General features: G+C 72.6%; 23 protein-coding genes. 12 read left to right on the top strand and 11 right to left on the bottom strand.

The genetic code is table 11. From position 1 onward, the window contains the following. Positions 1-180: 180 nt before the first annotated feature. The 3 genes from O1G21_RS32205 to O1G21_RS32195 all read left to right on the top strand — a co-directional run bounded on the left by O1G21_RS32205 (position 181) and on the right by O1G21_RS32195 (position 2,580). Positions 181-1,305 carry a uroporphyrinogen-III synthase gene (locus O1G21_RS32205; protein WP_270148613.1) on the top strand — a complete coding sequence of 375 codons (1,125 nt, stop codon included), beginning with the start codon at positions 181-183 and terminating at the stop codon, positions 1,303-1,305. Next, the gene (locus O1G21_RS32200) at positions 1,305-2,009 is read left to right on the top strand and encodes a sirohydrochlorin chelatase (protein ID WP_270148611.1); all 705 of its coding nucleotides are present in this window, start codon (positions 1,305-1,307) and stop codon (positions 2,007-2,009) included. Before O1G21_RS32205 ends, O1G21_RS32200 begins: the two co-directional genes overlap by 1 nt. Positions 2,010-2,106: 97 nt before the next feature. Next, positions 2,107-2,580 carry an SLATT domain-containing protein gene (locus tag O1G21_RS32195; protein ID WP_270148609.1) on the top strand — a complete coding sequence of 158 codons (474 nt, stop codon included), beginning with the start codon at positions 2,107-2,109 and terminating at the stop codon, positions 2,578-2,580. A 40-nt stretch (positions 2,581-2,620) separates the two neighbouring features. Here the strand turns inward: O1G21_RS32195 and O1G21_RS32190 are convergent, their stop codons facing one another. Both O1G21_RS32190 and O1G21_RS32185 read right to left on the bottom strand, forming a co-directional pair. Further along, entirely contained in the window at positions 2,621-4,690 is a 2,070-nt protein-coding gene (locus tag O1G21_RS32190) for a phosphocholine-specific phospholipase C (protein ID WP_270148608.1), read from the bottom strand. A 113-nt stretch (positions 4,691-4,803) separates the two neighbouring features. Further along, entirely contained in the window at positions 4,804-5,730 is a 927-nt protein-coding gene (locus O1G21_RS32185) for an alpha/beta fold hydrolase (protein ID WP_270148606.1), read from the bottom strand. Positions 5,731-5,786: 56 nt separating this feature from the next. Between O1G21_RS32185 and O1G21_RS32180 the strand changes: the two genes are divergently transcribed. Further along, positions 5,787-6,389, top strand: a complete 603-nt coding sequence (locus O1G21_RS32180) for a TetR/AcrR family transcriptional regulator (protein ID WP_270148604.1) — start codon at positions 5,787-5,789, stop codon at positions 6,387-6,389. 162 nt (positions 6,390-6,551) lie between these two features. Here the strand turns inward: O1G21_RS32180 and O1G21_RS32175 are convergent, their stop codons facing one another. Continuing rightward, a complete protein-coding gene (locus tag O1G21_RS32175) occupies positions 6,552-7,187 on the bottom strand; it encodes a TetR/AcrR family transcriptional regulator (protein ID WP_072655596.1) in 636 nt (211 codons plus the stop codon). Between the two features lie 130 nt (positions 7,188-7,317). Between O1G21_RS32175 and O1G21_RS32170 the strand changes: the two genes are divergently transcribed. The 3 genes from O1G21_RS32170 to O1G21_RS32160 all read left to right on the top strand — a co-directional run bounded on the left by O1G21_RS32170 (position 7,318) and on the right by O1G21_RS32160 (position 10,966). Next, complete coding sequence (locus tag O1G21_RS32170; RefSeq protein ID WP_270148601.1) at positions 7,318-9,549, top strand: MMPL family transporter; 2,232 nt, start codon at positions 7,318-7,320, stop codon at positions 9,547-9,549. 104 nt (positions 9,550-9,653) lie between these two features. Then, entirely contained in the window at positions 9,654-10,460 is an 807-nt protein-coding gene (locus O1G21_RS32165) for a hypothetical protein (protein ID WP_270148600.1), read from the top strand. A 92-nt stretch (positions 10,461-10,552) separates the two neighbouring features. After that, positions 10,553-10,966, top strand: a complete 414-nt coding sequence (locus O1G21_RS32160; protein WP_270148599.1) for a helix-turn-helix domain-containing protein — start codon at positions 10,553-10,555, stop codon at positions 10,964-10,966. Positions 10,967-11,022: 56 nt separating this feature from the next. Here O1G21_RS32160 and O1G21_RS32155 read toward each other — a convergent pair whose 3' ends face one another. The 3 genes from O1G21_RS32155 to O1G21_RS32145 form a co-directional block, all read right to left on the bottom strand. Further along, on the bottom strand, positions 11,023-11,625 hold the full coding sequence (locus O1G21_RS32155; protein ID WP_270148597.1) for a ClpP family protease: 603 nt from the start codon (positions 11,623-11,625) through the stop codon (positions 11,023-11,025). A gap of 1 nt (position 11,626) precedes the next feature. Further along, a complete protein-coding gene (locus tag O1G21_RS32150; RefSeq protein WP_270148596.1) occupies positions 11,627-12,259 on the bottom strand; it encodes a ClpP family protease in 633 nt (210 codons plus the stop codon). A gap of 107 nt (positions 12,260-12,366) precedes the next feature. Beyond that, complete coding sequence (locus O1G21_RS32145; RefSeq protein ID WP_270148594.1) at positions 12,367-13,278, bottom strand: phosphorothioated DNA-binding restriction endonuclease; 912 nt, start codon at positions 13,276-13,278, stop codon at positions 12,367-12,369. 40 nt (positions 13,279-13,318) lie between these two features. Between O1G21_RS32145 and O1G21_RS32140 the strand changes: the two genes are divergently transcribed. Beyond that, the gene (locus O1G21_RS32140) at positions 13,319-14,578 is read left to right on the top strand and encodes an MFS transporter (protein WP_270148593.1); all 1,260 of its coding nucleotides are present in this window, start codon (positions 13,319-13,321) and stop codon (positions 14,576-14,578) included. Here the strand turns inward: O1G21_RS32140 and O1G21_RS32135 are convergent. Beyond that, on the bottom strand, positions 14,510-14,707 hold the full coding sequence (locus tag O1G21_RS32135; protein ID WP_078656252.1) for a DUF397 domain-containing protein: 198 nt from the start codon (positions 14,705-14,707) through the stop codon (positions 14,510-14,512). The genes O1G21_RS32140 and O1G21_RS32135 overlap by 69 nt on opposite strands. Before the next feature lie 13 nt (positions 14,708-14,720). Next, complete coding sequence (locus O1G21_RS32130; RefSeq protein ID WP_270148591.1) at positions 14,721-15,572, bottom strand: helix-turn-helix domain-containing protein; 852 nt, start codon at positions 15,570-15,572, stop codon at positions 14,721-14,723. Positions 15,573-15,731: 159 nt separating this feature from the next. On the opposite strand from O1G21_RS32130, the gene O1G21_RS32125 reads away from it, so the two are divergent. The 3 genes from O1G21_RS32125 to O1G21_RS32115 all read left to right on the top strand — a co-directional run bounded on the left by O1G21_RS32125 (position 15,732) and on the right by O1G21_RS32115 (position 17,108). Further along, positions 15,732-16,058 (top strand): hypothetical protein, encoded by a 327-nt coding sequence (locus tag O1G21_RS32125; protein WP_270148590.1) that lies wholly within the window; start codon positions 15,732-15,734, stop codon positions 16,056-16,058. A gap of 186 nt (positions 16,059-16,244) precedes the next feature. Then, on the top strand, positions 16,245-16,538 hold the full coding sequence (locus O1G21_RS32120) for a hypothetical protein (RefSeq protein WP_270148588.1): 294 nt from the start codon (positions 16,245-16,247) through the stop codon (positions 16,536-16,538). Between the two features lie 129 nt (positions 16,539-16,667). Continuing rightward, positions 16,668-17,108: a hypothetical protein gene (locus O1G21_RS32115; protein WP_270148586.1), complete on the top strand. Its 441-nt coding sequence runs from the start codon at positions 16,668-16,670 to the stop codon at positions 17,106-17,108. A gap of 68 nt (positions 17,109-17,176) precedes the next feature. Here the strand turns inward: O1G21_RS32115 and O1G21_RS32110 are convergent, their stop codons facing one another. Together O1G21_RS32110 and O1G21_RS32105 are read right to left on the bottom strand one after the other, a co-directional pair. Then, positions 17,177-17,410 (bottom strand): hypothetical protein, encoded by a 234-nt coding sequence (locus O1G21_RS32110; RefSeq protein WP_270148585.1) that lies wholly within the window; start codon positions 17,408-17,410, stop codon positions 17,177-17,179. A gap of 172 nt (positions 17,411-17,582) precedes the next feature. Next, complete coding sequence (locus O1G21_RS32105; protein WP_270148584.1) at positions 17,583-19,184, bottom strand: purple acid phosphatase family protein; 1,602 nt, start codon at positions 19,182-19,184, stop codon at positions 17,583-17,585. A 382-nt stretch (positions 19,185-19,566) separates the two neighbouring features. Here O1G21_RS32105 and O1G21_RS32100 point away from each other — a divergent pair, with 382 nt between their 5' ends. Continuing rightward, positions 19,567-20,223 carry a transglycosylase family protein gene (locus O1G21_RS32100; protein ID WP_270148583.1) on the top strand — a complete coding sequence of 219 codons (657 nt, stop codon included), beginning with the start codon at positions 19,567-19,569 and terminating at the stop codon, positions 20,221-20,223. 307 nt (positions 20,224-20,530) lie between these two features. Here O1G21_RS32100 and O1G21_RS32095 read toward each other — a convergent pair whose 3' ends face one another. Then, positions 20,531-22,456 (bottom strand): APC family permease, encoded by a 1,926-nt coding sequence (locus O1G21_RS32095; protein WP_270148581.1) that lies wholly within the window; start codon positions 22,454-22,456, stop codon positions 20,531-20,533. Positions 22,457-22,557 lie beyond the last annotated feature (101 nt).

Raw genomic sequence — 22,557 nt, 5'->3', positions numbered from 1 at the left:
CGCCGCCCGCTGTTTCGCGACCGCTTCGCGTATGTTGCGGGCGCGGTACACCTCGCTCACGCCCCCCGGCCGCCGGGGTGCACGCCCGGACATCTGCCGTAACCGCAGCGGCACTTTCGCTTACCCGCGGGTGACGGCCGGGCAATGCCCCCGTAACACGCGCGGCGGAGGCTGGCCCGCATGGCAGCAACCCTCACCCCGCCAGGACCGCTCACCGGCTTCACCGTCGGCGTCACCGCCGCACGCCGCCGCGAGGAGCTCACCGCCCTGCTCACCCGGCGCGGTGCCCAGGTGGTCGAGGCACCGGTGCTGCGCATCCTGCCGCTGGCCGACGACCTCGCCCTGCGCGAGGCCACCGAACGCTGCCTGGCCGCCCCGCTCGACTACGTGGTCGCCACCACCGGCGTCGGCTGGCGCGGCTGGATGAGCGCCGCCGAGGGCTGGGGCCGGGGAGCCGCCCTCGCCGAGGCCTGCCGTGGCGCGGTGGTGCTCAGCCGCGGCCCCAAGGCCACCGGGGCCGTGCGCGCCAGCGGACTCGACGAGCGCTACTCCCCCGACACCGAGGCCACCGACGAACTGCTCACCTGGCTGCTCGCCCGCCCGCTGGCCGGCTGCCGGATCGCCGTCCAGGAACACGGCGTCCGCCTGGACGCCTTCGCGGCGGCGCTGCGCGAACGCGGCGCCGAGGTGATCTCCGTCCCCGTCTACCGCTGGGCGCCGCCGGAGGACCCGGGCGCGGTGCGCCGGCTACTCGACCAGACCGTACGCCGCCAGGTGCACGCGCTCACCTTCACCAGCGCGCCCGCCATCACCGCCCTGCTCGCCGTCGCCCAGGCCGAGGGACTGTACGGGGCCCTGCTGGACGCGCTGCGCGCGGACGTGCTGCCGGTCTGCGTCGGCACCCTTTGCGCCCGGCCGCTCACCGACCTCGGCCTGCCCGCCGTCCACCCCGAACGCGGCCGGCTCGGCGCCCTGGTCCGGCTGCTCGCGGACACCCTGCCGGGCCGGACCCGTCGCGAAGTCACCCTCGCGGGGCAGGTGTTGACCCTCCAAGGGAACGCCGCCCTGGTCGACGGCGAGAGCCACTGGCTCAGCCCGCGCGGCGCGGCGGTGCTGCGGGCCCTCGCCGAACGCCCCGGCCGAGTGCTCAGCCGCGCCGACCTGCTGCGCGCCGCCTGGCCGGACGCGGCGGCCGACGAACACGCGGTCGAGGCGGCGGTCGGCCGGCTCCGGGCCGCCCTCGGGCCGCACGCGGCGCTGATCCGCACCGTCCCCAAGCGCGGCTACCGCCTGGCGGCGGGCTGATGGCACCGGTGCTGCTCGCCGTCGCGCACGGCAGCCGCGATCCGGCGGCTTCGGCCTCAATTCGCCGTCTGTTGCGGGTGGTTCGCTCGCTCCGGCCCGAACTCACCGTCCGCTGTTGCTTCCTGGACGTCGCGCAACCCTCGCTCGCCCAGGCCCTCGCCGAACTCTCCGGCCGGCAGCCGATCCTGGTCCCCCTCCTGCTCGGCACCGGCTACCACATCCGCGTCGACCTGCCCGCCGCTCTCGCCGCCGCCGGACTCCCACCGGCTCGGCTGGCCCCGGCACTCGGTCCCCATCCCCTGCTCGCCGAGGCCCTCGCCGACCGCCTCACCGAGACCGGCGCCCCCGCCGACGCCCCCGTCGTGCTGGCCGGTGCCGGCTCCTCCGACCCCACCGCCCTCGCCGACACCGCCCGGATGGCCGGCCTCCTCGCCACCCGCCTCGGCCGCCCCGTCACCCCCGCCCACCTCTCCGCCGCCACCCCCACCCCCCACCAGGCGGTGGCCGCCCTCCAGGCCGCCGGCCACCCCGCCGTCGCCCTCGCCACCTACCTCCTCTCCCCCGGCTTCTTCGCCCGCCGCGCCGCCACAACCCCCGCCCACTGGACCAGCGCCCCGCTGGCCGCCCACCCCGCCGTCGCCCGCCTGGTCCTCCACCGCTACGACCAGGCCCGGGCGGCCACCGAACTCACCGCAGCCGCCTGACCGGTCCGTCGAACCGCTGAAGCCGGACCTCGGCTACCGTCTGGCTGATCCCGCACGCGGCCCGAGCCGCGCCACGGGCAGACGACGAGGGGGCAAGGTGAATCCGAACAATGGACCGGGCGTGGGGCTCACCCCGACGCAGACGGCTGCTCTCCTGCTGGACAAGATCCGCCGGGGTCACGACTACGCCCGTGGAAAGAAGGAGCAGTTCCGCCGACGCGCGTCCGTGATCAAGATGCTGACGCTGGCCCTGTCCGCGGCGTCCACCATCCTGCTGGGCCTGCACCGGTGGACGGACCTGGCCTTCGCATCGGTGGCCCTGGTCACGGCGCTGGCAGCCGCCGAGCCGTTCTTCAACTGGCGCTCCCGGTGGGTGCTGATGGAGGAGGCGCAGTACCGCTTCCGGCGGCTCGCCGATGACCTGGAGTACCTGGTGGCGTCGACGCCCGCCGACGACCTGGCACGCCCCGGCCTCGATGCCGTCTTCGACCGGTACCAGGCCGTCTGGGAGGACCTGAGCCGCAGCTGGCTGGAGCAGCGCCGCGAGTCCGCGCCGTCGTCGAGCGCCTGACCGGCCCGCCCCGCGTTCGGCCCGCGCCGGTGGCGGCGGGTCAGCCGGTGACGCTGGGGGCGCCGGTCTCGATGTGCCCGGCGGCGCGGCGGATCCAGGCGGGGTCGCTGCTGACGGTGACGGTGAAGTCGTACCAGCCCTGCGCGACGGTGACGGCGTTGAAGTAGTCCTGGACGGTGGTGCCCGGGGCGACCTGGTAGGTCCAGGTGCCGGTGCGGTAGTTGCCGGCGGTGATGGTGAAGGTGACGGTACTGGTCCCGGTGTTGGTCATGGTGAACCAGACCGCCGGGTCGCCGGTGTCCGGTGCCGTCGCGTAGGAGGTGGTGGCCTCCGCCGTCCCGCCCGCGGTGGTCGCGTTGCCGGCGAAGCGGCGCAGGGTGCGGTTGGGGCCGAGCACGGTGAGGTCGTACTGCCCGTCGCCGTGGCCGGCGCCGATGTCGAAGGAGTCGCGGGCGCTGCCGTCGGTTCCGGTGGCGGCGTCGTACGGGGCGACGGTGTACTGCCAGGGGCCGCCGCCGCGGTGGGCGTTGGCGTGGACCGAGTAGTGCGCCCAGGCGGTGGCCTGCGGGCCCTGGTTGGCCAGGTCGATCCAGAGCCGGATCCGGCCGGCGGCGTCGTGCTCGATCCGGTCGACCCAGGCGTTGGGCTGGTAGGGCAGCGCGCGGGCGGGCTTGGTGCCGGGCTCCTGGGCGGGCATGGAGTTGGTGCCGGGGCTCGGGTTGATCTGCAGGTTGGCGGCGGCCTGGCCGAGGGTGGCGCTGGTGTCGGGCAGCGTGGGCAGGCCGTAGACCGGGTCGGTGAAGTCGAAGGCACCGGTGAGGTCGCCGCAGACCCGGCGGCGCCAGGCGCTGATGTTGGGGCAGACGGCGGGGGTGCCCAGGGCGGTGGTCCAGGTCTCCAGGAAGCGGATGACGCTGGTGTGGTCGTAGACCTGGGAGTCGACCCAGCCACCGCGGGTCCACGGCGAGACCACGATCATCGGGACGCGGAAGCCGAGGCCGATGTTGGTGCCGTCGTGGAACTCGCCGACGGTGCCGGCCGGCGCCACCGGCGGGGGCACGTGGTCGAAGAAGCCGTCGTTCTCGTCGTAGTTCAGGAACAGGACGGTGGAGTCGAAGACCTCCGGGTCGGCCGCCAGCGCTTGCAGCACCAGGTTGACGAAGTGCGCGCCGTTCTCCGGCGGGCCGTCCGGGTGCTCGGAGAACAGCTGGCTGGCCACCACCCAGGAGACCTGGGGCAGCGTGCCGGCGAGCGCGTCGGCCCTGATCGCGGCGGCGATGTCGTCCGGGGTCGAGCCGGTGCTGGGCACCGAGCCCATGCCACGCTGGGCGAGCGGGCTCGAACTCGGCGCGCTGGTGAACTGGTTGAAGTAGGCGAGGCCGTTGTCGCCGAAGTTGTCGTGGGCGTTCTGGTAGACCTTCCAGCTGACACCCGCGTTCTGCAGGGTCTCGGCGTAGGTCTGCCAGTGCAGGCCCGACTCGGAGCCGCCGTCGTAGGCCGGGCCGCCCGCGGTGGCGGCCGGGTCGATCGTGCCGGACCACAGGTAGGTGCGGTTGGGGCCGGTGGCCGAGAGGATCGAGCAGTGGTACGCGTCGCAGATGGTGTAGGCGTCGGCCAGCGCGTAGTGGAAGGGTATGTCCTCGCGGGCCATGAAGCCCATGGTCCGGTCCGACCCCTTGGCGGCGATCCAGGAGTCCATCCTCCCGTTGTTCCACGCCTTGTGCTGGGTGGACCACGAGTGGTCGAGCGAACCGTCGCACTGCGCCAGCTGCTCGGGGCTCACGCCCCACCACCAGGTCCTGGTCTTGCTGAGCTGCCAGGGGTACTGCCGCCCGCTGCCGTTCGGCTGGTTGAACACGCTGGTGCCGCCCGCGATCTGGAGGGCGGTGCGGTCGCCGAACCCGCGCACGCCCTTCAGCGTGCCGAAGTAGTGGTCGAAGCTGCGGTTCTCCTGCATCAGCACCACGACGTGCTTGACGTCGCGGATCGTCCCCGTCGTGGTGGTGGACGCGCTCGACAGCACCGCGGGCAGCGCCGCCGTGTCCAGCCCGATGGCCGCGCCGAGGGCGGCGGCCGATCCGAGGAAGGTACGACGGGTGACGGGTGACAAGTGACGCCTCCGGGAAGTGTGGACAACCCCACTCCGGCCGGTGTTGCGGCAGCCGGGTGGCGGAGCAGTTATACCGGACGGCCGGCGGGCGGACGTCCGCGGCCCCGGCCCGGTCACCGACCGCCGGGTCGCACCGCCCGCGGCTCCCCCGGCTCCCGACCGACGGTGCCGATGAAGTCCAGCAGCCGCTCGTTCACCACCTCGGGCCGCTCCAGGTTCAGCCCGTGCCCGGCCCGTTCCACGATCTCCGACCGCACGCCCGGGATCAGCGCCGTGACCCGCTCCACCACCTGACGCGGACGCAGCAGCGCGCTGCGCCTGCCGACCAGCACCAGCGCGGGCAGCCGGACGGAGGCCAACTCCTCGTCCGTGAACGGCCGGGCCGGCGGGCGGCGGCTCGGCTGGTAGCTGCGCATGGCGAGCATCAGCGGCGCGATCATCTCGCGCGGTGCGCTGAGCGCCGGGTTGGCCAGCAGCCGGCCCACCGCCGGGCGCAGCCGCGGCGGGGCGAGCATGCCGAACAGGCCGCCGACCATGTGGACGTAGAACCGCGCGGGCACCTTCTCGATCCCGCCCGGGTCCAGCAGGGTGACGGAGGCGAGCCGTTGGGGTGCGTGGACGGCCTGGTTGAGGGTCAGCCAGCCGCCGTACGAGACGCCGACCAGGTGGATCCGGTCCAGCCCGAGCCCGGCGAGGACCTCCCCGAGCCAGGCCGCGTTCTCCTGCGACCCCGCGGCGACGGCCCGCTGCACGCTGCGGCCGGGGTCGTCGAGCGTGTCGATCGCGTACACGGGGTGGTGTTCGCCGAGCGCGGCGATCTGCGGGTACCAGTTGGACGGGTGCCCGGCATGGCCGTGCAGCAGCACGATCGGCTCGCCGTCGGTCGGCCCGTAGTGGTGGACGTGGACGGTGCCGTAGCCGGTCTCGACGTCGAGTTCCCGGCGCGGGCCGGGCCACAGCTCCATCGCCCGGTCGTACGCGTCGAGGAACTTCGCCCTCGCCGCCTCGCTGGCGAAGTGTCCGACGCTGGTCCTGGTCATGATCCCTCCCGGTTTGATGGTATGGTTGTACCACAAAAACATCCGGAAGGAACCCGATGCCGAAGCTGGTGGATCACGAGGAACGACGGGTCCACATCATCGACGCCCTGCTCCGCTCGGCGGCGAGCAGCGGCCTGCATTCCGTCACCATGCGCTCGGTGGCGGTCGAGGCGGGCGTCTCGGTGCGGCTGGTCCAGTACTACTTCGACACCAAGGAGCAGTTGCTCCTCGCCGCCATGACCCGTCTCGCCGCCCGCATGGGCGAGCGGGTCCAGCGCCGCGTCCGCGCCACCGGCGCCGGCACCGACCCGCGCGGCATCGTCGAGGCCGTGCTGCTCGAAGCCGTCCCCACCGACGAGGAGAGCCGGGCCTTCCACCTCATCTACACCGAGTACGCCGTACTCTCCGTCACCGACCCCGCGCTCGGCGGCCGGCCCTTCCTCGCGGCCCCCGACGAGATGGAGGCCTTCCTGGTCGCCCAGCTGACGGCCGCCCGGCGGGCCGGCACCGCCGATCCCCGACTGGACGCCCGCCAGGAGGCCGTCGTCCTGCTCGCCGTCTCCGCCGGCCTCGGCCTCAGCGTCCTGCTCGGCCAGCGGACGGCGGACGACGCGACCGCCGTCCTCCGCTACCACCTCGGCCGGGTCTTTCCGGGCTGACGGCGACCGGGCTCCCGAGGAGACCGGCGGACGGGCAACGGCGGAGCCCGTTGCGGCACGCTCCCCGCCGCGACGCCTTCCGACCATCGGCTCGTGGCCGGGTCCTGCGGACAGCGCAGCCACGGGCGCCGGGTCTGCTCACGTACAGGCCCTGGTGTCCACTCAGTCCCCGGCCTCGGCCCCCGCCCCCGCCCCTGCCCCGGCGAGGAGCGCGTGCACGGCGGCGGCCATGGTGCGGCGCGCCTGCTCGGTGCTCAGCCCGCCGCTGCGCCAGTGGTACCAGGCGCTCCACGTGGTCACCGCGTCCAGCCCGTGGAGCAGGTCCGTACGTGCGGACTCCGGCAGCGCGTCGAGCTCCGCGGCGAAGATCTGGGTGAGCCGCAGGCGGGCGAAGTCCAGCATCTGCTGGACTGCCTCCTGGATCCGCGGGGACGGGTTCTCCAGCCGCATGACGGCCAGCCTGGCCGGGGTGACGCCCTCCAGGATGCGCGCCCGCTGTTCCGTGAGGGCGGCCACCCGCAGCTCGCGCGGCCCTTCGGTGGGAAGCGGCCTGATCTGGGCCGCGAGCTGCTCCAGACGGCGATTGACGGCGACTTCGGCCAGTTCGGCCATGTCCGCGAAGTGGTGGAACACCAGCCGGCGCGACACCCCCGCCCGCTCGGCCACCTTGTCGGCGGGGAAGTGCGCCTGGTTCTCGTCGATCAGCGACAGCATCGCGTCGGCGATCTTCTCGCGGGTCTGCCGCCCGCGTTCCGTCCGCCCGTCGGTGACGGGCACGGCGGCTTCGGTCCGCTTCACGTGGGCTCCTCCGCCCTCTCGTTGACATTCTTGCACCGCGAGTGCAAGTGTACGCATTGCACGGTGAGTGCAACTAGTTTGGGCGGGCCCGCAGACTGCCCGCCGCGCGAGGAAGGGCTGTCCACCGCCGATGTTCACCTCCGTGGGGCGCTGGTGCGCCCGCAGACCCAGGCGGGTCATCGCCGCCTGGCTGCTGCTGGCGGCCGCCGCGCTCAGCGCCGTCGCGACGTTCGGGCGCGTCACCAGCGAGGCCGTCTCCATCCCCGGCAGCGACAGCCAGGCCGCTCGGGACATCGCCGACCGCGCGTTTCCCGCCTCCGCCTCCGGCAAGCAGCCCGTCCTGCTCCACACCCCGGCCGGCGCGGCCCCGCTGACCGCCTCCGACACCGCCGCCGCGGTCCGCAGCGCGGCGGCGGCCATCGCGGCGGTCCCGCACGTGGTCGCCGTCACCACGCCCTACGACCCGGCCGGCGCCACGGCCATGAGCGGCGACGGCCACACCGCCTACCTCTCGGTCGAACTCGACGTCTCCGGGCGGGACGTGACGCCCGCGATGACGGACGCCGTGCTCGCCGCGGCGGCGCCGGCCACGGCCGCCGGCATCGAGGTGACCCCGGGCGGCTCCCTGGCCGCCGCGGTCGACCGGGGCAGCACCGGCCGCAGCGAGGCCATCGGCCTCGGCACCGCCCTGGTGATCCTCACCCTCTCCCTCGGCAGCCTCCTCGCCGCCGGACTGCCGCTGCTCGCCGGGGTGATCGGCCTCGGCATCGCCCTGCCCGTCCTCGGCCTCGTCGGCCACCTGATGGACGTGCCCGAGGCCGGCGAGACCATCGCCGCCATGATCGGGCTGGGCGTCGGCATCGACTACACCCTCTTCGGCCTGACCCGCTTCCGGGAACTCCGCGCCGCCGGGGTCGGGATCGAGGACGCGGCCGTGCGCACCACCGCCGGCTCCGGCAAGTCCGTCGCCTTCGCCGGCAGCGCCGTCGTCGCGGCCCTCGCCGGGCTGGCCCTGGGCGGGCTCCCCCTGCTGTACGCGCTGGCCCTCGCCCCGGCGATCGCCGTGGTGACGGCACTGGGCGTGAACCTCACGCTCCTGCCCGCCACCCTGGTGCTGCTCGGCGGGCGGCTGACACCCAGGCCGCCCACGGCCTCCGTCCCCGCCGGGCGCCCGCGCGGCTGGGGACGGATCGCCGCCCTGGTCGCGGCCAGGCCCTGGCCCCTGCTGCTGGCCGGCCTGGCCCTGCTCGGTGTCCTCGCCGCCCCCGCGGCCCACCTCCACCTGGGCCAGCTGGACGCCGGAAGCAAGGCTTCCGGCAGCATGAGCCGCACCTCGTACGACCGGATGGCCGCGGCCTTCGGCCCGGGTTCCAACGGCGTGCTCCAGGTCGTCGACGTCCTGCCCTCCACCGCTCAGCCGACCGCAGGGAGCACCGCCCAGCCGACCACGGGACCCAACGACCCGCGCCTGGCGGCCGTGACCGCCGCGCTGCGCGGAGCCGACGGCGTCGCCTCCGTCAGCCCGCCCTCGCTCGCCGCCGACGGCCGCACCGCCCGCTGGCAGGTCACCCCGGCCGCCGCGCCGTCCGACCCCGCCACCACCGCACTCGTCCACCGCCTGCGCGCGGACGTACTGCCCCGGGCCACCGCCGGGACCGGCCAGCAGCTGCACGTCGGCGGCACCCCCGCCGCCCAGGCGGACCTCAACGCGCGGATCGCCCAGCGGATGCCGCTCGTCGTCGGCTTCGTCCTGACCGTCGCCGGACTTCTCCTGCTGCTGGCCTTCCGCTCGCCCGTCGTCGCCGTGAAGGCCGCCGTGATGAACCTGGTTTCGGTCGCCGCCGCCTACGGCGTGCTCACCACGGTCTTCCAGCACGGCCTGGGCGCCCGGCTGATCGGCCTGGACGGCGCCGTCCCGATCCCCGGGTACGTGCCCCTGCTGATGTTCGCCGTTCTCTTCGGCCTGTCCATGGACTACGAGGTCTTCCTGCTCAGCGCCGTGCGCGAGGGCTACCTGCGGGAACGGGACAACCGCCGCGCCGTGGTCGCGGGGCTCAGCAGCACCGGACGGATCATCAGCTCGGCGGCTCTGATCATGGTCGTCGTCTTCCTCAGCTACCTGCTCTCCGACGACCCCGTCGTCAAGATGTTCGGCATCGGCCTGGCGAGCGCCGTCGCCCTGGACGCGACCGTCGTCCGCGGCCTGCTCGTTCCCGCCACCATGGTCCTGCTCGGCGACGGCAACTGGTGGCTGCCCCGCTGGCTCGACCGCCTGCTCCCGCACGTCGACATCGAGGGCGACGGCCATCCCACGCAGCCGGATGGCGCCGATGCGCCGGCTGCCGTGATCGAGTCCCGGTGAGCCCTGCGGATCCCGGACCCCGCCCGCCCCGAAGCCACTCCCTGACCCACACCCACACTCACACTCACACCCGAACCCGAACCACCCATCAGGAGCACGTCCCCATGCACAGCCACGTCCGCCGCGGTCTTCCGATGCTCACGGCCCTCGGCCTGACCGTCGGGGTCACCGCCCTCGCGGCGCCCGCCGCCCACGCCGAGCCCGACTGCGGGCGCGCCCCGGTCCAGTACTCCGTCGACGGCGGCGCCCACTGGACGAACGACGCCACCATGCCCGCCGAGTCCGGCAGCGTCCAGGTCCGGCTGGCCGGGGTGCCCACCGCGGGCTGCGACTACCACGTCTCGCTGGGCTCGTACGCGACGCAGGGCGCGACCTGGGCCACCTCCGGTCAGCAGACCTTCCTCGGCTGGGCGACCACGACCCTCACCCGCGAGCACTACCGGGACACCCTCGACGTCACCGGTCACCTGCCGCGGTGCTACGGCGAGTTGGCCCTCTACTCGGTCGGCGAGAAGTACGACGGGAGCGACAGCGACCACCCGCTGCCGCACTACCCGGACGAGCCGTTCTCCGGTTTGGGCATCGCCTCCTGGAACGGCGGCACCGCCTGCGCCCCGACACCGACGCCCACCGCGGCTCCCACGAGCGCCGCCCCGACACCGACGCCCACCGCCGCCCCGGCCACCAGCGCGGCGGTCTCGACGCCGCCCCCGGGCGGGCCGACCGCGTCGCCGCGGGCCGACCAGCGGACCCCGGCCGCGGCAACGGCGACGCCGACCGCGACGGCCACCGCCGCTCCGGCGCTGGCCGCCACGGGCGCCGACGACGGCCTCCTGATCGCCGCCGGGGTCGCCGCAGCAGCCCTGGTGGCCGCCGGCGGCGCGGCGGCGTACGTCGGCCGACGCCGCTGACGGCACGACAACCTCCTCTTCTCCCGCCCGGCTTCACCCAGGGCAGAACGCCGCGCCCTTCCCCCGGCGCCCCGAATCCCTAGGCTGAAGGGGTGAGCACTCAAGCGCCGAACGAAGCCCGCGTCATTCCGCTGCGTCCGCAGACCTCGCCGCCCGGTTCCGGTGGGACGAACGGTACGCCCCAGGCACCCGCGCCGAAGGAACCCCTCTGGCGCGACCTCATCGGTGACGTCCTGCGGCGCGAACGGCTCGCCCAGGAGCGCACGTTGAAGGACGTCGCGGAGGAGGCCCGGATCTCGATGCCGTACCTGTCCGAGCTGGAGCGGGGCCGCAAGGAGGCCTCCTCCGAGGTGCTCGCGGCCGCCGCCAAGGCCCTCGGGCTCGGCCTCGGCGACCTGCTCTCGCTCGCCCAGGACGAGCTGGTCCGGCACAGCACCCGCAGTCGGCCGACCCACCGCCGTACGGCGCCGTCGGCGCAGGCCAACGGCCTCTGCCTGGCCGCCTGAGCCGACCGGCGGCCGGTACACCCCCGTGGTACCGGCCGCCGGTCCCGCTCCGGGGATCAGGCGAACGCGAGCCGCCGGCTCAGCACCTCGTCCGCCAGGCCGTACGCGACCGCCTCCTCGGCGGTGAGCACCTTCTCCCGGTCCATGTCCGCACGCAGCGTCGCCACGTCGTGCCCGGTGTGCCGGGACAGCACCTCCTCCACCTGCGAGCGGATCCGGACCATCTCCTTCGCCGCGAGGCTGAGGTCGGAGACCATCCCCTGCCGTCCGCCGCTGGCCGGCTGCCCGAGCAGCACCCGCGCGTGCTGGAGCACGAACCGCCGCCCGGGATCGCCGCCCGCCAGCAGCACCGCCGCCGTCGAGGCCGCCTGGCCCACGCAGAAGGTGGAGATCGGTGCCTGCACGAAGGTCATGGTGTCGTAGATCGCCATCAGCGAAGTGAACGCTCCACCCGGCGAGTTGAGATAGATCGAGATCTCGCGCTCCGGGTTCTCCGACTCCAGGTGCAGCAGCTGCGCGATGACCACGTTGGCGACCCCGTCGTCGATCTCGGTGCCGAGGAAGATGATCCGCTCGTTCAGCAGCCGGCTGAAGACGTCGTAGGACCGCTCGCCCTGCGCGGTCCGCTCGATGACGTACGGAACCGTGTACGACCCCATGTCACAGCCCCATCCGTCGACGCGACGAGGCCGGGCGGATGTCGGCCACCGACTCCACCACCCGGTCCACCAGCCCGTACTCCACGCCCTGCTCCGCCGTGAACCAGCGGTCCCGGTCGCCGTCCCGGGCGATCGTCTCCTCGCTCTGCCCGGTGTGCTCAGCGGTGATCCGCTCGATGGTCCGCTTGGTGAACTCCAGGTTCTCCGCCTGGATCTCGATGTCCGCGGCCGTCCCGCCGATGCCCGCCGAGGGCTGGTGCATCATGATCCGCGCGTTCGGCAGCGCGAACCGCTTGCCGCGCGCCCCCACCGTGAGCAGGAACTGCCCCATGCTGGCCGCGAACCCCATCGCCAGCGTGGACACGTCGTTCGGGATCAGCCGCATGGTGTCGTAGATCGCGAGCCCGGCCGTGACCGACCCACCCGGGCTGTTGATGTAGAGGCTGATGTCGCTGCGCGGGTCCTCCGCCGACAGCAGCATCAGCTGCGCGCACACCCGGTTCGCCGACACGTCGTCGACCTGCGTGCCCAGCAGCACGATCCGCTGCGCGAGCAGCTGCGCCGCGAGGTGGTCGTCGAACGCGCTGGGCCGGGTGTCGCCCTGCTCCGCGCGGGGCGCGTCGAATGGAATCATCTGGTCCCTCCTGGTCGAGGCGAAGATGCCGTCGACCCCACTCTCACCCCCGACCGGGCCAGCCGGCCGATTTCTCTGCCCGCCGCAGATTCGCCGAGGGCAGAGCCTCAGACCGCCACGGCCGGCTGTCCCGCGGGTCGCCGGAAGTCGCCGTGGAACACCTCCCGCACGTGCCACTCCCGATGGCGGTCCGCGACCGGCGGATTGCCCGGCTGCGGGCCGATGACGGGTCGTCCGGCGAGCGCGAGCACGTGCTGGCGGCTGGCCTCGCTGCGGCCGACGAACCGTTGGGAGACCAGGATGCGGTGCCCCTCCCCCACGCCCAGGACGCCCTTGTCGAAGAGCTTGTGGTGCAGCGAGCACAGGCACAGCCCGTTGTCGACCGCGTCCGGCCCGTCGTGCGACCACCAGCGCACGTGGGCGGCCTCCAGACCGACCGTGCTCGCGCCGAGGGCGCCGTCGTAGCCGCAGAACGCGCACTGGAACTCGTAGGCGGTGAGTATCAGTTCACGCATCCGCCGGTCCCGCTGCCGCCGGGCCGCACCCCGCACGATCCCTGCCCCGGTCTCTTCCAGGTCGAGGCCGACGGCCTCGCAGAGGTCGTCGTGCAGGGAGGGCGGGAAGTGGGCGTCCAGCAGCACCCGGGCCATCCGGCTCAGCAGCGCCGGTTCCCGGCCGAGCGCAGCCCGCAGTTCGGCCGCGAGCCGCCCGGTGGCCCCGCTCGACCGCAGCACCCCGATCCCGGTGCCGGGGCTCCCCGGTCCCCGGTCGGTGCGGACCTCCCAGACGCCGTCGCTGACCAGGTGGTGGAACGGGTACGCGGGTGTGGTCGCGTGCGACGGCCCGTACTCGACGAGCAGCCGCTTCAGTTCCTCCTCGACCGCGCTGTAGCGCAACTCCCCGTCCGCGTCCCGCTGGTAGCTGCCCAGGGCGTAGAGCAGCAGCAGCGGTTTGTGGGGTGCGCGGACGCCCTTGTTCGTCCAACGCCTCAGCCCTGCCACCCGATCCAGCCAGTCCATGCCGGTCAGCGTAGTGGCGGCCCTTGTTAGCCTGATCATCATGTTGAGGAGAAGTGCGGATTCCCGTCCCCAACTGGCCCTGATCACCGCCAGTTTCGTCAGCAGGGTCGGGAACGGCCTCTTCAACACCGCAGCCGTCCTGTACTTCACGCTGGTCGTGCACCTGCCCGCCACCCAGGTGGGCGCGGGACTGACGATCGCGGGCCTCTGCGGCCTGGCGGCCGGCATACCGGCGGGGAACCTGGCCGACCGGTACGGGCCGCGCGCGGTCTGGCTGACGGCCCTCGGCGTGCAGGCGGCCACCATGGCGGCCTTCGTCCGCATCGACAGCTGGCTCGCGTTCACCCTCGTCGCCACCCTGGACCGGCTCGCCGCCACGGCCGCTGGTGCGGCGGGCGGTGCGCTCGTCGCACGGGTCGGCGGCGAGCGCCCGGCCGCCTTCCGGGCCCGGCTGCGCACCTTCGTCAACCTCGGCGTGGTCGTCGGCACCCTGGGGGCGGCCGTCGCGCTCCAGATCAACACCCGCCCCGCCTACACCGCACTGATCCTCGCCAACGCCGCCAGCTTCGCCGGAGCCGCACTGATCGCCCTCCTGGGCGTGCCGAACTACCGGCCGCTGCCCCGGCCGAAGGAGCACCGCCAGTGGTCCGTCCTCGCCGACCGGCCGTACATGACCTTCGTCGCGCTCTACAGTGCGATGGGGCTGCAGTACCAGGTGATTTCGCTGCTGCTGCCGATCTGGCTCAGCAGCCACACCGATGCGCCCCGCTGGACGGTGGCGGCGGTGTACGCGATCAACAGCGGGGTGTGCGTACTGCTGCAGAGCCGGCTCGGGTCGAAGGTGGAGACCCCGAAGCAGGGCGGCCGTGCGTTCCGCCTCGCGGGGCTCCTGTTCCTGCTCAGCTGCCCGCTGATGGCGCTGACGGCAGACGTTCCCGCGTGGGTCGCACCGGCGCTCACGGTGCTCGCGGTGTCCATCCACAGCGTGGGAGAGGTGTGGGAGTCCTCCGGCGGCTACGCGCTCGGGTACGGACTCGCCCCCGACCACGCCCAGGGCCAGTACCAGGGCTTCGTCGGCATCGGCTTCGACGCGGGCCAGGCCCTCGCCCCGCTGGTCCTCACCGGGGCGGTACTCGCCCTCGGACACATCGGCTGGCTCCTCCTGGGCGCCCTGTTCGCGGCCGTGGGCGCGGCAGGACCCCCGGTCACCGCGTGGGCGGAGCACACCCGGCTAGGTCGTCAGGTGGTCGAACTCCCCCGCCTTGACGCCGAGCAGCAGGGCACGGAGCACGTCGGGTGAGGTCGAGATGATGATGCCGGGGGCATCACTCTCACGAATCCTGATGCCATCGCCGGACGCTTCGGCAAGGTAGATGCAGTTGGCGGTGTCGCCGCTGAAGGAGGATTTCTGCCAGCTCTGATCGGCCACGATTGTTCCCGTCTCAAATGCTCTGGGCGATCCGGCGGATGAGGTCGCGGGAAGCGTCAGGCTTGAGCGCGCTCGCCTCCAACCGGTCCAACACGGCTCGATACTTGATCAGCTGCGGCTCGGTGTCAATGAACTCGAACCGGTCGCCGTCGACCTGCACACTGTCCAACCGTGCGACTTCGGCGGCGAAGTACACGATCCCAGCACCGGAACTCGGGAAGCTGCCGGTGCCGAACGGGATCACGCGTAGGTCGATGTGCGGGTACTCGCTCACGGTCAGCAGGTATTCCAGCTGGTCCCGGGCAACGTCCGGGCCTCCGAATTCCATCCGCAGGGCGGTCTCATGGACGACGGCCGACAGCGGGATCGGCTGTCCCCTGTACAGCACCGCCTGGCGCTTGATGCGATGAGAGACAAGGTGCTCCACTTCGGGTGGCGACAAGGGAGGGACCACATCCCGGAAGAGTGCACGAGCGTGCTCAGGGGTCTGAAGTAGGCCGGGGATGTGAATCACCGTGGCGATCCGCATCGATTGCGCATGGTGCTCGACCTCCGCCAGGTCGAGCGCCCCGGCCGGGAGGATCTCGCGGTACTCGTCCCACCAGCCCCGGGTGCGGCCACCGGTCATGCGGGTCAGCGCCTCGATCAGGGCCTCATCCGCGCAGCCGTAGAGACGCGCCAGGCTCCGCACCCGGTCCGCGCTCACCGGGTATCCGCCGGATTCGATGTTGCTGATCCGGGACTGCTGAGTACCGTGCAACTCCCCGGCCCGCGTGACCGACAGCCCAGCCTGCTCGCGCAGCCGGCGCAGCTCCGTGCCGAGCCGCCGCTGCCGGATGCTCGGCGGGATCTTACTGGGCGGCATCCGCTGTCCCCTTTCCCTGCTCGCCCTTCACTCCATGGAGTGGTAGTGCAATGAATTACCCATGGGCGGTGGACTACATACTACCGACTCGCTAATTTGATTGCGCGTCAGGTTCGCCCTTGCTGGGGCGCTCAACTCCCTTGCACGTAGGAGACTTCCATGACTGCTGCGCCCTCGCCAAACCCCCGCATCCCGTTCGACCAGGAGCTGTGCGGGCTCGTCCTCGACACCGCTCCCCGGCTCTTCGCCGTCGTCCAGGTGTGCGACGAGGGCCGGGAAGACGCCGACGGCTGGGTCGCGGCCTGGGGGCTCGTCGACCACGCCGGGCCGACGCACGTGATCAGCCTCGACGGGCGGGCCCGAATGACCCTCCCCTCGCCCGAGCGGGCCCTGCGCCACTTCGCCGACCGGCCCGGCATCACCGCGCGCCTGGTCTGGCTCGCCCAGCCGGACACCGCCGCCATCGACCGCCCCGCGGCCGCCTGACGCCGGTCCGCCCTGTACGCAGGAAGTCGGCCGGTCCGACTTCCTGCGCAGACGATGACTCACACGCCGGTACTCGGCACCACTCAGCTCGCGGTCCACCTGCCTTTCTCCGGATCGACTGCGCCCCCGCCTGTTCACTCGTTAGCGTGAGGACCAAGAGCGAACCCAAGCACGGGGAGGCATGGGATGGGTGGCTACGTATCGGAGCCTGAGCGGCTCCCCATAGCGGCAGCCAAGCTGGATGAGGGGGCGGACAAGCTCTCCCAGGCCGGCACCGGCTTCGGCGAGTCAGCGGCGGCCGCGACCCGCCACGGCGAGTGGACCATCGGCTCGTCCCTGAGTTCGTGCACCAGCCATTGGTCCACGGAAGCCGGCAGGATCACCGTCGCCGAACCGGTCCATGAGCGACGCTTCGCGAAGTCGGTCACCCTGCAGCAGATTCGGTCCTGTAACCCCCGAGGCATTCCATCGAGCGGCTGAGGAATGGGACAAGCTTCGACATGGGGGGCGCCAGCAGGACCAGGACCAGGAAGCTCTGACGTGGCGCCTGGCACTTCGGATGGCAGGACGTGGACGCGTTGGCTCCTGGGGGTCTTCCTCACGGCCTGCGTGCTGGTCACGGTGGGGTGCGTGTGGTGGGGCGTGGTCGAAATGCGCCGGTCCTTCGACCGGCCTGAGACCGACTACGACCGCGCGGAGCGGCTGGCGGGACTGTACTACAAGCAGCACCCCGGCAAGGGGCGGTACTACATCCCAACGGCCGCTGCGCTGTCCCGGGCAGCCGACGGGTCGCCGGTCGCCTACCTGCACTTCGGGATAGCCGGCGGCGACTACGCCAACGTCGACGACTTCCTCCACACCTACGACCTGCCGAAGCCCGGCTCCGTCGCCCCACTGCCGCAGGACCTGCGGGCGGCGCTGCCCGGCGACGAACCGGCCGAGGGCCTGCTGCTACCGGTAGGGCAGGCCGGGCGGCAGATCTTCGTGGTGATGCGGCCATCCGACGTGGAGGGTGCGGGCGACGTCTACGTCCGGGCCACCGGCACATGAAAGGGCTCCCGGTCCGCTGCGCAGGAAGTCGGCCGGACCGACTTCCTGCGCAGGCTTGAACGCGACCGCTACCCCTGCTCGTCCTCGTAGCTGAACGGTTCGACGGTCCAGGGCAGCCCCGACCCGTCCCGGAAGGCGGCGAAGCCCGGCGGGAGGCCGGCCAGCTCGGAGATGGAGGGATCGTTCTCCGTCGTGCAGGCGATGCAGTACACGCCGCTGGAGTCGGGGAGATTCGGATCGTTCACGCCGTCCCCGATCAGCCAGTCGCCCTCGCTGTCATGGATGACGACGAGGGCCGGCATGCGCCCCTCCGCGACGGTCCGCTGCACCACGGCGCCCAGGTCGGGTGGAAACCGCCCGTCCGGGAACGGAAAAGGTGCGTGCCGGACGAGTGGGTGAGGCGTGTCGTTCGTGGCAGCAGTATCGCGGCCCGCCGCGCCGGGGCGGCGCGGCGGGCCCGCCCGACAGGTGCAGCTACCGGGCGGCGGCGCGATCGCCCCGGGAGTCGGAGTCCTCGTCGTCCCCGTCCCAGCCGTCGCTGCGGTCGCGGTACAGGGTGAAGCGGTCGAACAGCACCGGCGTCGGGATCGGGTTCGCGGCAGTGGCCGGTACCGAGTGGTAGTAGGACACCGTGATGGTGGTCCGGCCGCCCGGGACCGGCCCGGGGTCGACGTCGAAGACGGCGACGCCGTACGGGTGGGTGGTGTCCGGGTCGGTGACGGCGGACCAGTGGGCCTTCTCCTTGGCGTCCGGGTCGGCCTTGAAGGTGAGGCGCTGGGTGCGGACGGTGGCCTCGCGGACGCCGTCGCCGTCGGCCGGGAGGTAGACGTCGTCGTGCCCGGCGGTGCCGCCGCCGCCCAGGATGAGGTGGACGGTGCCCTGGGAGGTGTCGATCTGCCGGAGGTCGTCGTCGACGACGGCTGGGGTGAGCAGGCCGCCGGGTTCGGTGCCGCGGACGGGGTGGGTGCGCTCGTAGTCGTGGTCGTGCCCGGCCAGGACGAGGTCGACGGAGTGGCGGTCGAGCAGTGGCAGCAGCTTCTCGCGGATGCCCATGTCGCCGCCGTGGCTCGCGGCGGAGGAGGACATCGCGAACTGGTGCAGGTTGACGACGATCCAGTCGACCGACCGCCCACCCCTGGCACGCGACAGCACCCGCTCCAGCCAACGGAGTTGGGCGCCCTCGCTGTAGTCGCTGATGTAGATGGACCGGCCGGTGGCCGGGTCGAGGCTGGCGTCGTCCTCGACGGCGATCTCGTTGCCGTCCAGGCTGACGAACAGCACCGAGCCGACCTGGAAGCTGTACCAGTTGCCGCAGTGGTCGCGGGTGCCGTTGTCCGGCAGTTCGAAGCGGGTCAGGTAGGAGGCGTACCCGAGGTCGCCGCCGCCGGCCTCGACCTCGTGGTTGCCGGGCGCCGGCATCCAGGGGCGGTTGGCGGCGGACTTGGCCATGTTGTTCATGAACGCGTTCCAGGCCTGCGGCTGGAGCTGCGGGTTGTTGTTGGCGTACGCGAGGTCGCCGTTGAGCAGGTGGAACAGCGGGGTGAACTGCTCGACCTGCCGGACGGCGGCGGCGCCGTGGACGGACGACTTCTTGAACACGTCGTCGCCGGTGCCGAGGTCGCCGAAGCTGGTGAACCGGAAGGCGGCCCGGCCGCGGGCGGGGGCGGTGCGGAAGGTGCCGCGCACCGGCTGGGCGCCGTCGTGCAGCACCTCGTAGACGTACGTGGTGTCGGGACGCAGCCCGTCCAGGCGGGCGTGGTGGGTGTAGGTCTCGACCTGGTTGAGACCGTCGACGTAGCTGCGGCTGAACGCGTCGACGCTGCGGCCCGCACCGCCCCGCGGGGTGCCGATCCGCACCCGGGGACGGCTGACCGAGGCGGCCGTCGCCCAGGAGACGGTCATCTCCCGGGACGGCTCGTTGCCCCACTGGAGGTGGATCTGCTCCGGTCCGGGGGTGCCGGCCACGGCCGGCTGGGTCCACAGCAGGGTGGACGCGGGCAGCGCGGTCAGCGCACCGACCGCCGTACCGGTCCGAAGGATCGTCCTACGCGAGGGATGGGTCGGGAGATGTGCCACTGCCGGAAACCTCCTGGGCTACGAGAAACGCCCCGGAGGCTTCCAGTCTGACGGTACGTCCACGCGACACCCGACCGTTCCGACGGCGAACGGGAGTTGAACGCTGGTCCGTACCAGTCCGCGCATCGGCGCGTTCATCGTCCTGATCGATCGTCATGGCCCAATTCAGATCGTTCGTCGAGAGGCGGTCCCGGCCACTGCGGGAGTCGACCGTCGACGGGGGGTTACGGCCGGATGGCCGCGGGCCGCCGGGGTGGTCCCTGGGGCCGGGCGGGTGACCTTCCGGACGTGTCGGCGGCTGCGCACCCCACTCGGCGTGCATGGGTTGGAACGCGCCGCCTGCGGGCGGTGCACGCCCTGTCCCCGGACCTGAGAGCCGCCCATGCCTCCCACCGCTCGTCTCCGCCGCGTCGTTCCGACCGCGCTCTGCGCCCTCGCCGTCGCCCTCGCCGCACCCGCGGCCCACGCCGCACCCCCGGGCGGCGAATCCGGGACCGACCCCGGCGGGAGGTCGGAGGGCAGCCGGTACGACTGGGAGCGGGTGGCGGCCTGCGAGAGCAGCGGCAACTGGCACATCAACTCCGGCAACGGCTACTTCGGAGGCCTCCAGTTCGACCAGTCCACCTGGCGGGCGAACGGCGGCCTCGCCTACGCCCCGCGCGCCGACCTCGCCAGCCGCGAGGCACAGATGGCCGTCGCCCAGCACCTGGCCGACCGCCGCGGCCTCTCCCCCTGGCCGGTCTGCGGCTCCCGCGCCAGAGGCGGCCACAGCCACCGGCCCGTCCGCGAGCAGCACACCGATGGCGACGGGCAGGCCACTCGCGACCACGGGCGCGACGGTGTGCTGCCGCCGCCCGCCGCCGCCCCGTCGGCCGGGGACGGCCAGTGGACCGTCCGCGAGGACGACACCCTGGACCAGATCGCCACCGTCCTCCAGATCCCCGGCGGCTGGCCCGCGCTCTACGCGCTCAACCGCTCCGCCGTCGGCGAGGACCCGGACCTGATCCAGCCCGGCCTGGTGCTGCGCCTGCCGTCCTGATCCCCGCCACCGACCGGCACCGGCCGGTGCCGCCGGACGCACCGACCCGCCGCCCACGCCGTCCCCATCCGGCGTGGGCGGCGCCCTGTGCGGCGGGCGCTACGGCCGGAGCGCCGCCAGCACGTGCAGTCCGCGCGGGTGCGGTCCTCATGCGGGCTGGGCCCTTTCTCGCGTCGTCCGGCGTGCTGATGATCCGACCGCACTCTACGAGCCCCTACCGGAGCACTCCACGAGCCCCTATCGGAACGCCGACGGCCCGCCCGGTCCTGGTGGACCGGACGGGCCGGGACGTCAACGGAGGCGCGGCTCAGCCGACGTGGACGCGCGGACGCTTGGTGCGGTCCGGCTCCGCCTCGCGCAGCACCTCGCGGGTGACCGGCGCGACCTCGCCCTGACCGAACAGGAAGAACCGCAGGAACTGGGCGAAGGGGTTGCCCTCGGTCCACTCGAAGTACAGGTGCGGCCGCTGCCCGGTGCGGTCCCGGACGGTGAGCGCCAGGGCGGCGATCGCGTTCGGGATGCTGGAGCTCTCCAGGGTGAGCACCCGGTAGCGGCCGTGCAGGACCTCGCCGCGCACGGTCAGCTCGGACTCGAAGTCCGACGCGTCGCGGACCGTCACCTCGACGAAGACCAGGTCGTCCTCGCCCGGGATGTCGTTGTCGGCACGGATCTGCCGGATCTTGTCGCGGTACTCCGCGTTGTCGCGGTTGCTCGGCTCGTTGGCGATCAGGCGCAGCGGGCGGTGGGCGTAGTCGCGGATGAAGCGTTCCGCCGTGTCGTCCAGCACCACGTTGGTGACGCGCAGCTCGAAGGCGCGGCGCAGCCGGGAGAGCAGCGAGACCAGGATGATGCCGGCGATGAAGCAGGCGCCGATCTTCAGACCGTCCGGCCGCTCCATGCAGTTCAGCACGGTGGTGTAGAGGAAGACCGCCGAGATGATCCCGAAGGCGATGGTCCAGCCGCGCTGCCGCTTCTTGTAGGCGGCGATGGTGACCGCGATCGCCGCCGAGCTCATCAGCACCAGCACACCGGTGGCGTAGGCGCCGCCTTGGGCGTCGACGTCGGCGTCGAACAACCAGGTGATCAGGAAGGAGATGAGGGTGAGGACGATCACCATCGGGCGCACCGCCCGCGCCCAGTGCGGGGCCATGCCGTAGCGCGGCAGGTAGCGGGGCATCAGGTTGAGCATGCCCGCCATCGCGGAGGCACCGGCGAACCACAGGATCACGATGGTGGACAGGTCGTAGACGCTGCCGAAGGCGCCGCCCAGGTACTCGTGGGCCAGGAACGCCAGCGCTCGGCCGTTGGCCTCGCCGCCGTTCTCGAACTCCTTGGCCGGGATGAGCAGCGTGGTGATGAAGCTGGTGGCGATCAGGAACGCGCTCATGATCACGGCGGCCGTGGTGAGCAGCTTGCGGGTGCCGCGGATCCGGCCCGCCGGGTCGGCCGCGGTGTCGGTCGGGTCGCCCTTGATGTGCGGCATCACGGCGACACCGGTCTCGAAGCCGGACATGCCCAGCGCGAGCTTGGGGAAGAGCACCAGCGCCACGCCGATCATCAGGATCGGGTTACCGTGCTGGGTGGTCAGCGCGTCGGTCCAGTCGGTGACGACGTGCGGGGCCTGGATGATCTTCCAGACGCCGACGACCACCACGACCACGTTGAGCACCAGGTAGACCCCGACCAGTGCCACGGCCAGGCCGATCGCCTCGCTGAAGCCCTTCAGGAAGACCGCGCCGAGCAGCGCGACCAGGAACAGCGTGATCAGCACCTGCTTGCCGCCCAGGACGCCGGTCAGGTGCGGGTTCTCGACCAGGTGCGCGCTCGCGTCGGCCGCGGACAGCGTGATGGTGATGATGAAGTCCGTCGCGGCGAAGCCGAGCAGCGCGAGGACGAACAGCTTGCCCTTCCAGAAGGACAGCAACCGCTCCAGCATCGAGATCGAACCCTCGCCGTGCGGGCTCTCCTGGGCGACCCGCCGGTAGACCGGCAGCGCCCCCAAGAGGGTCACGATCACCAGCACGATCGTCGCGATCGGCGACAGCACGCCGGCCGCGAGCGCGGCGATGCCGGGCTGGTAGCCGAGCGTCGAGAAGTAGTCGACGCCGGTCAGGCACATCACGCGCCACCAGCGCTGGCCCTCGTGCGCGCCTCCCGTGCCGTGCGCCCCGGAGTCGCCCGGGTTCGCGTCACTGTCCGTGTCCGCGTCCGAGGCGGTCTTGGAAGCGGACATGTCCGCCAGCAGCCAGCTGCGGACTCGTATTCGCGCCGACGACGGCTCCTCCGTCGTCGTCTCCGTCGAACCCGACGAAACCACCTTGCACCTCTTGATTC

Origin of the sequence: Kitasatospora cathayae (assembly GCF_027627435.1) — a bacterium.
Classification (GTDB): Bacteria; Actinomycetota; Actinomycetes; order Streptomycetales; family Streptomycetaceae; genus Kitasatospora; species Kitasatospora cathayae.
This window is presented reverse-complemented; position numbering and strand designations above follow the sequence as displayed.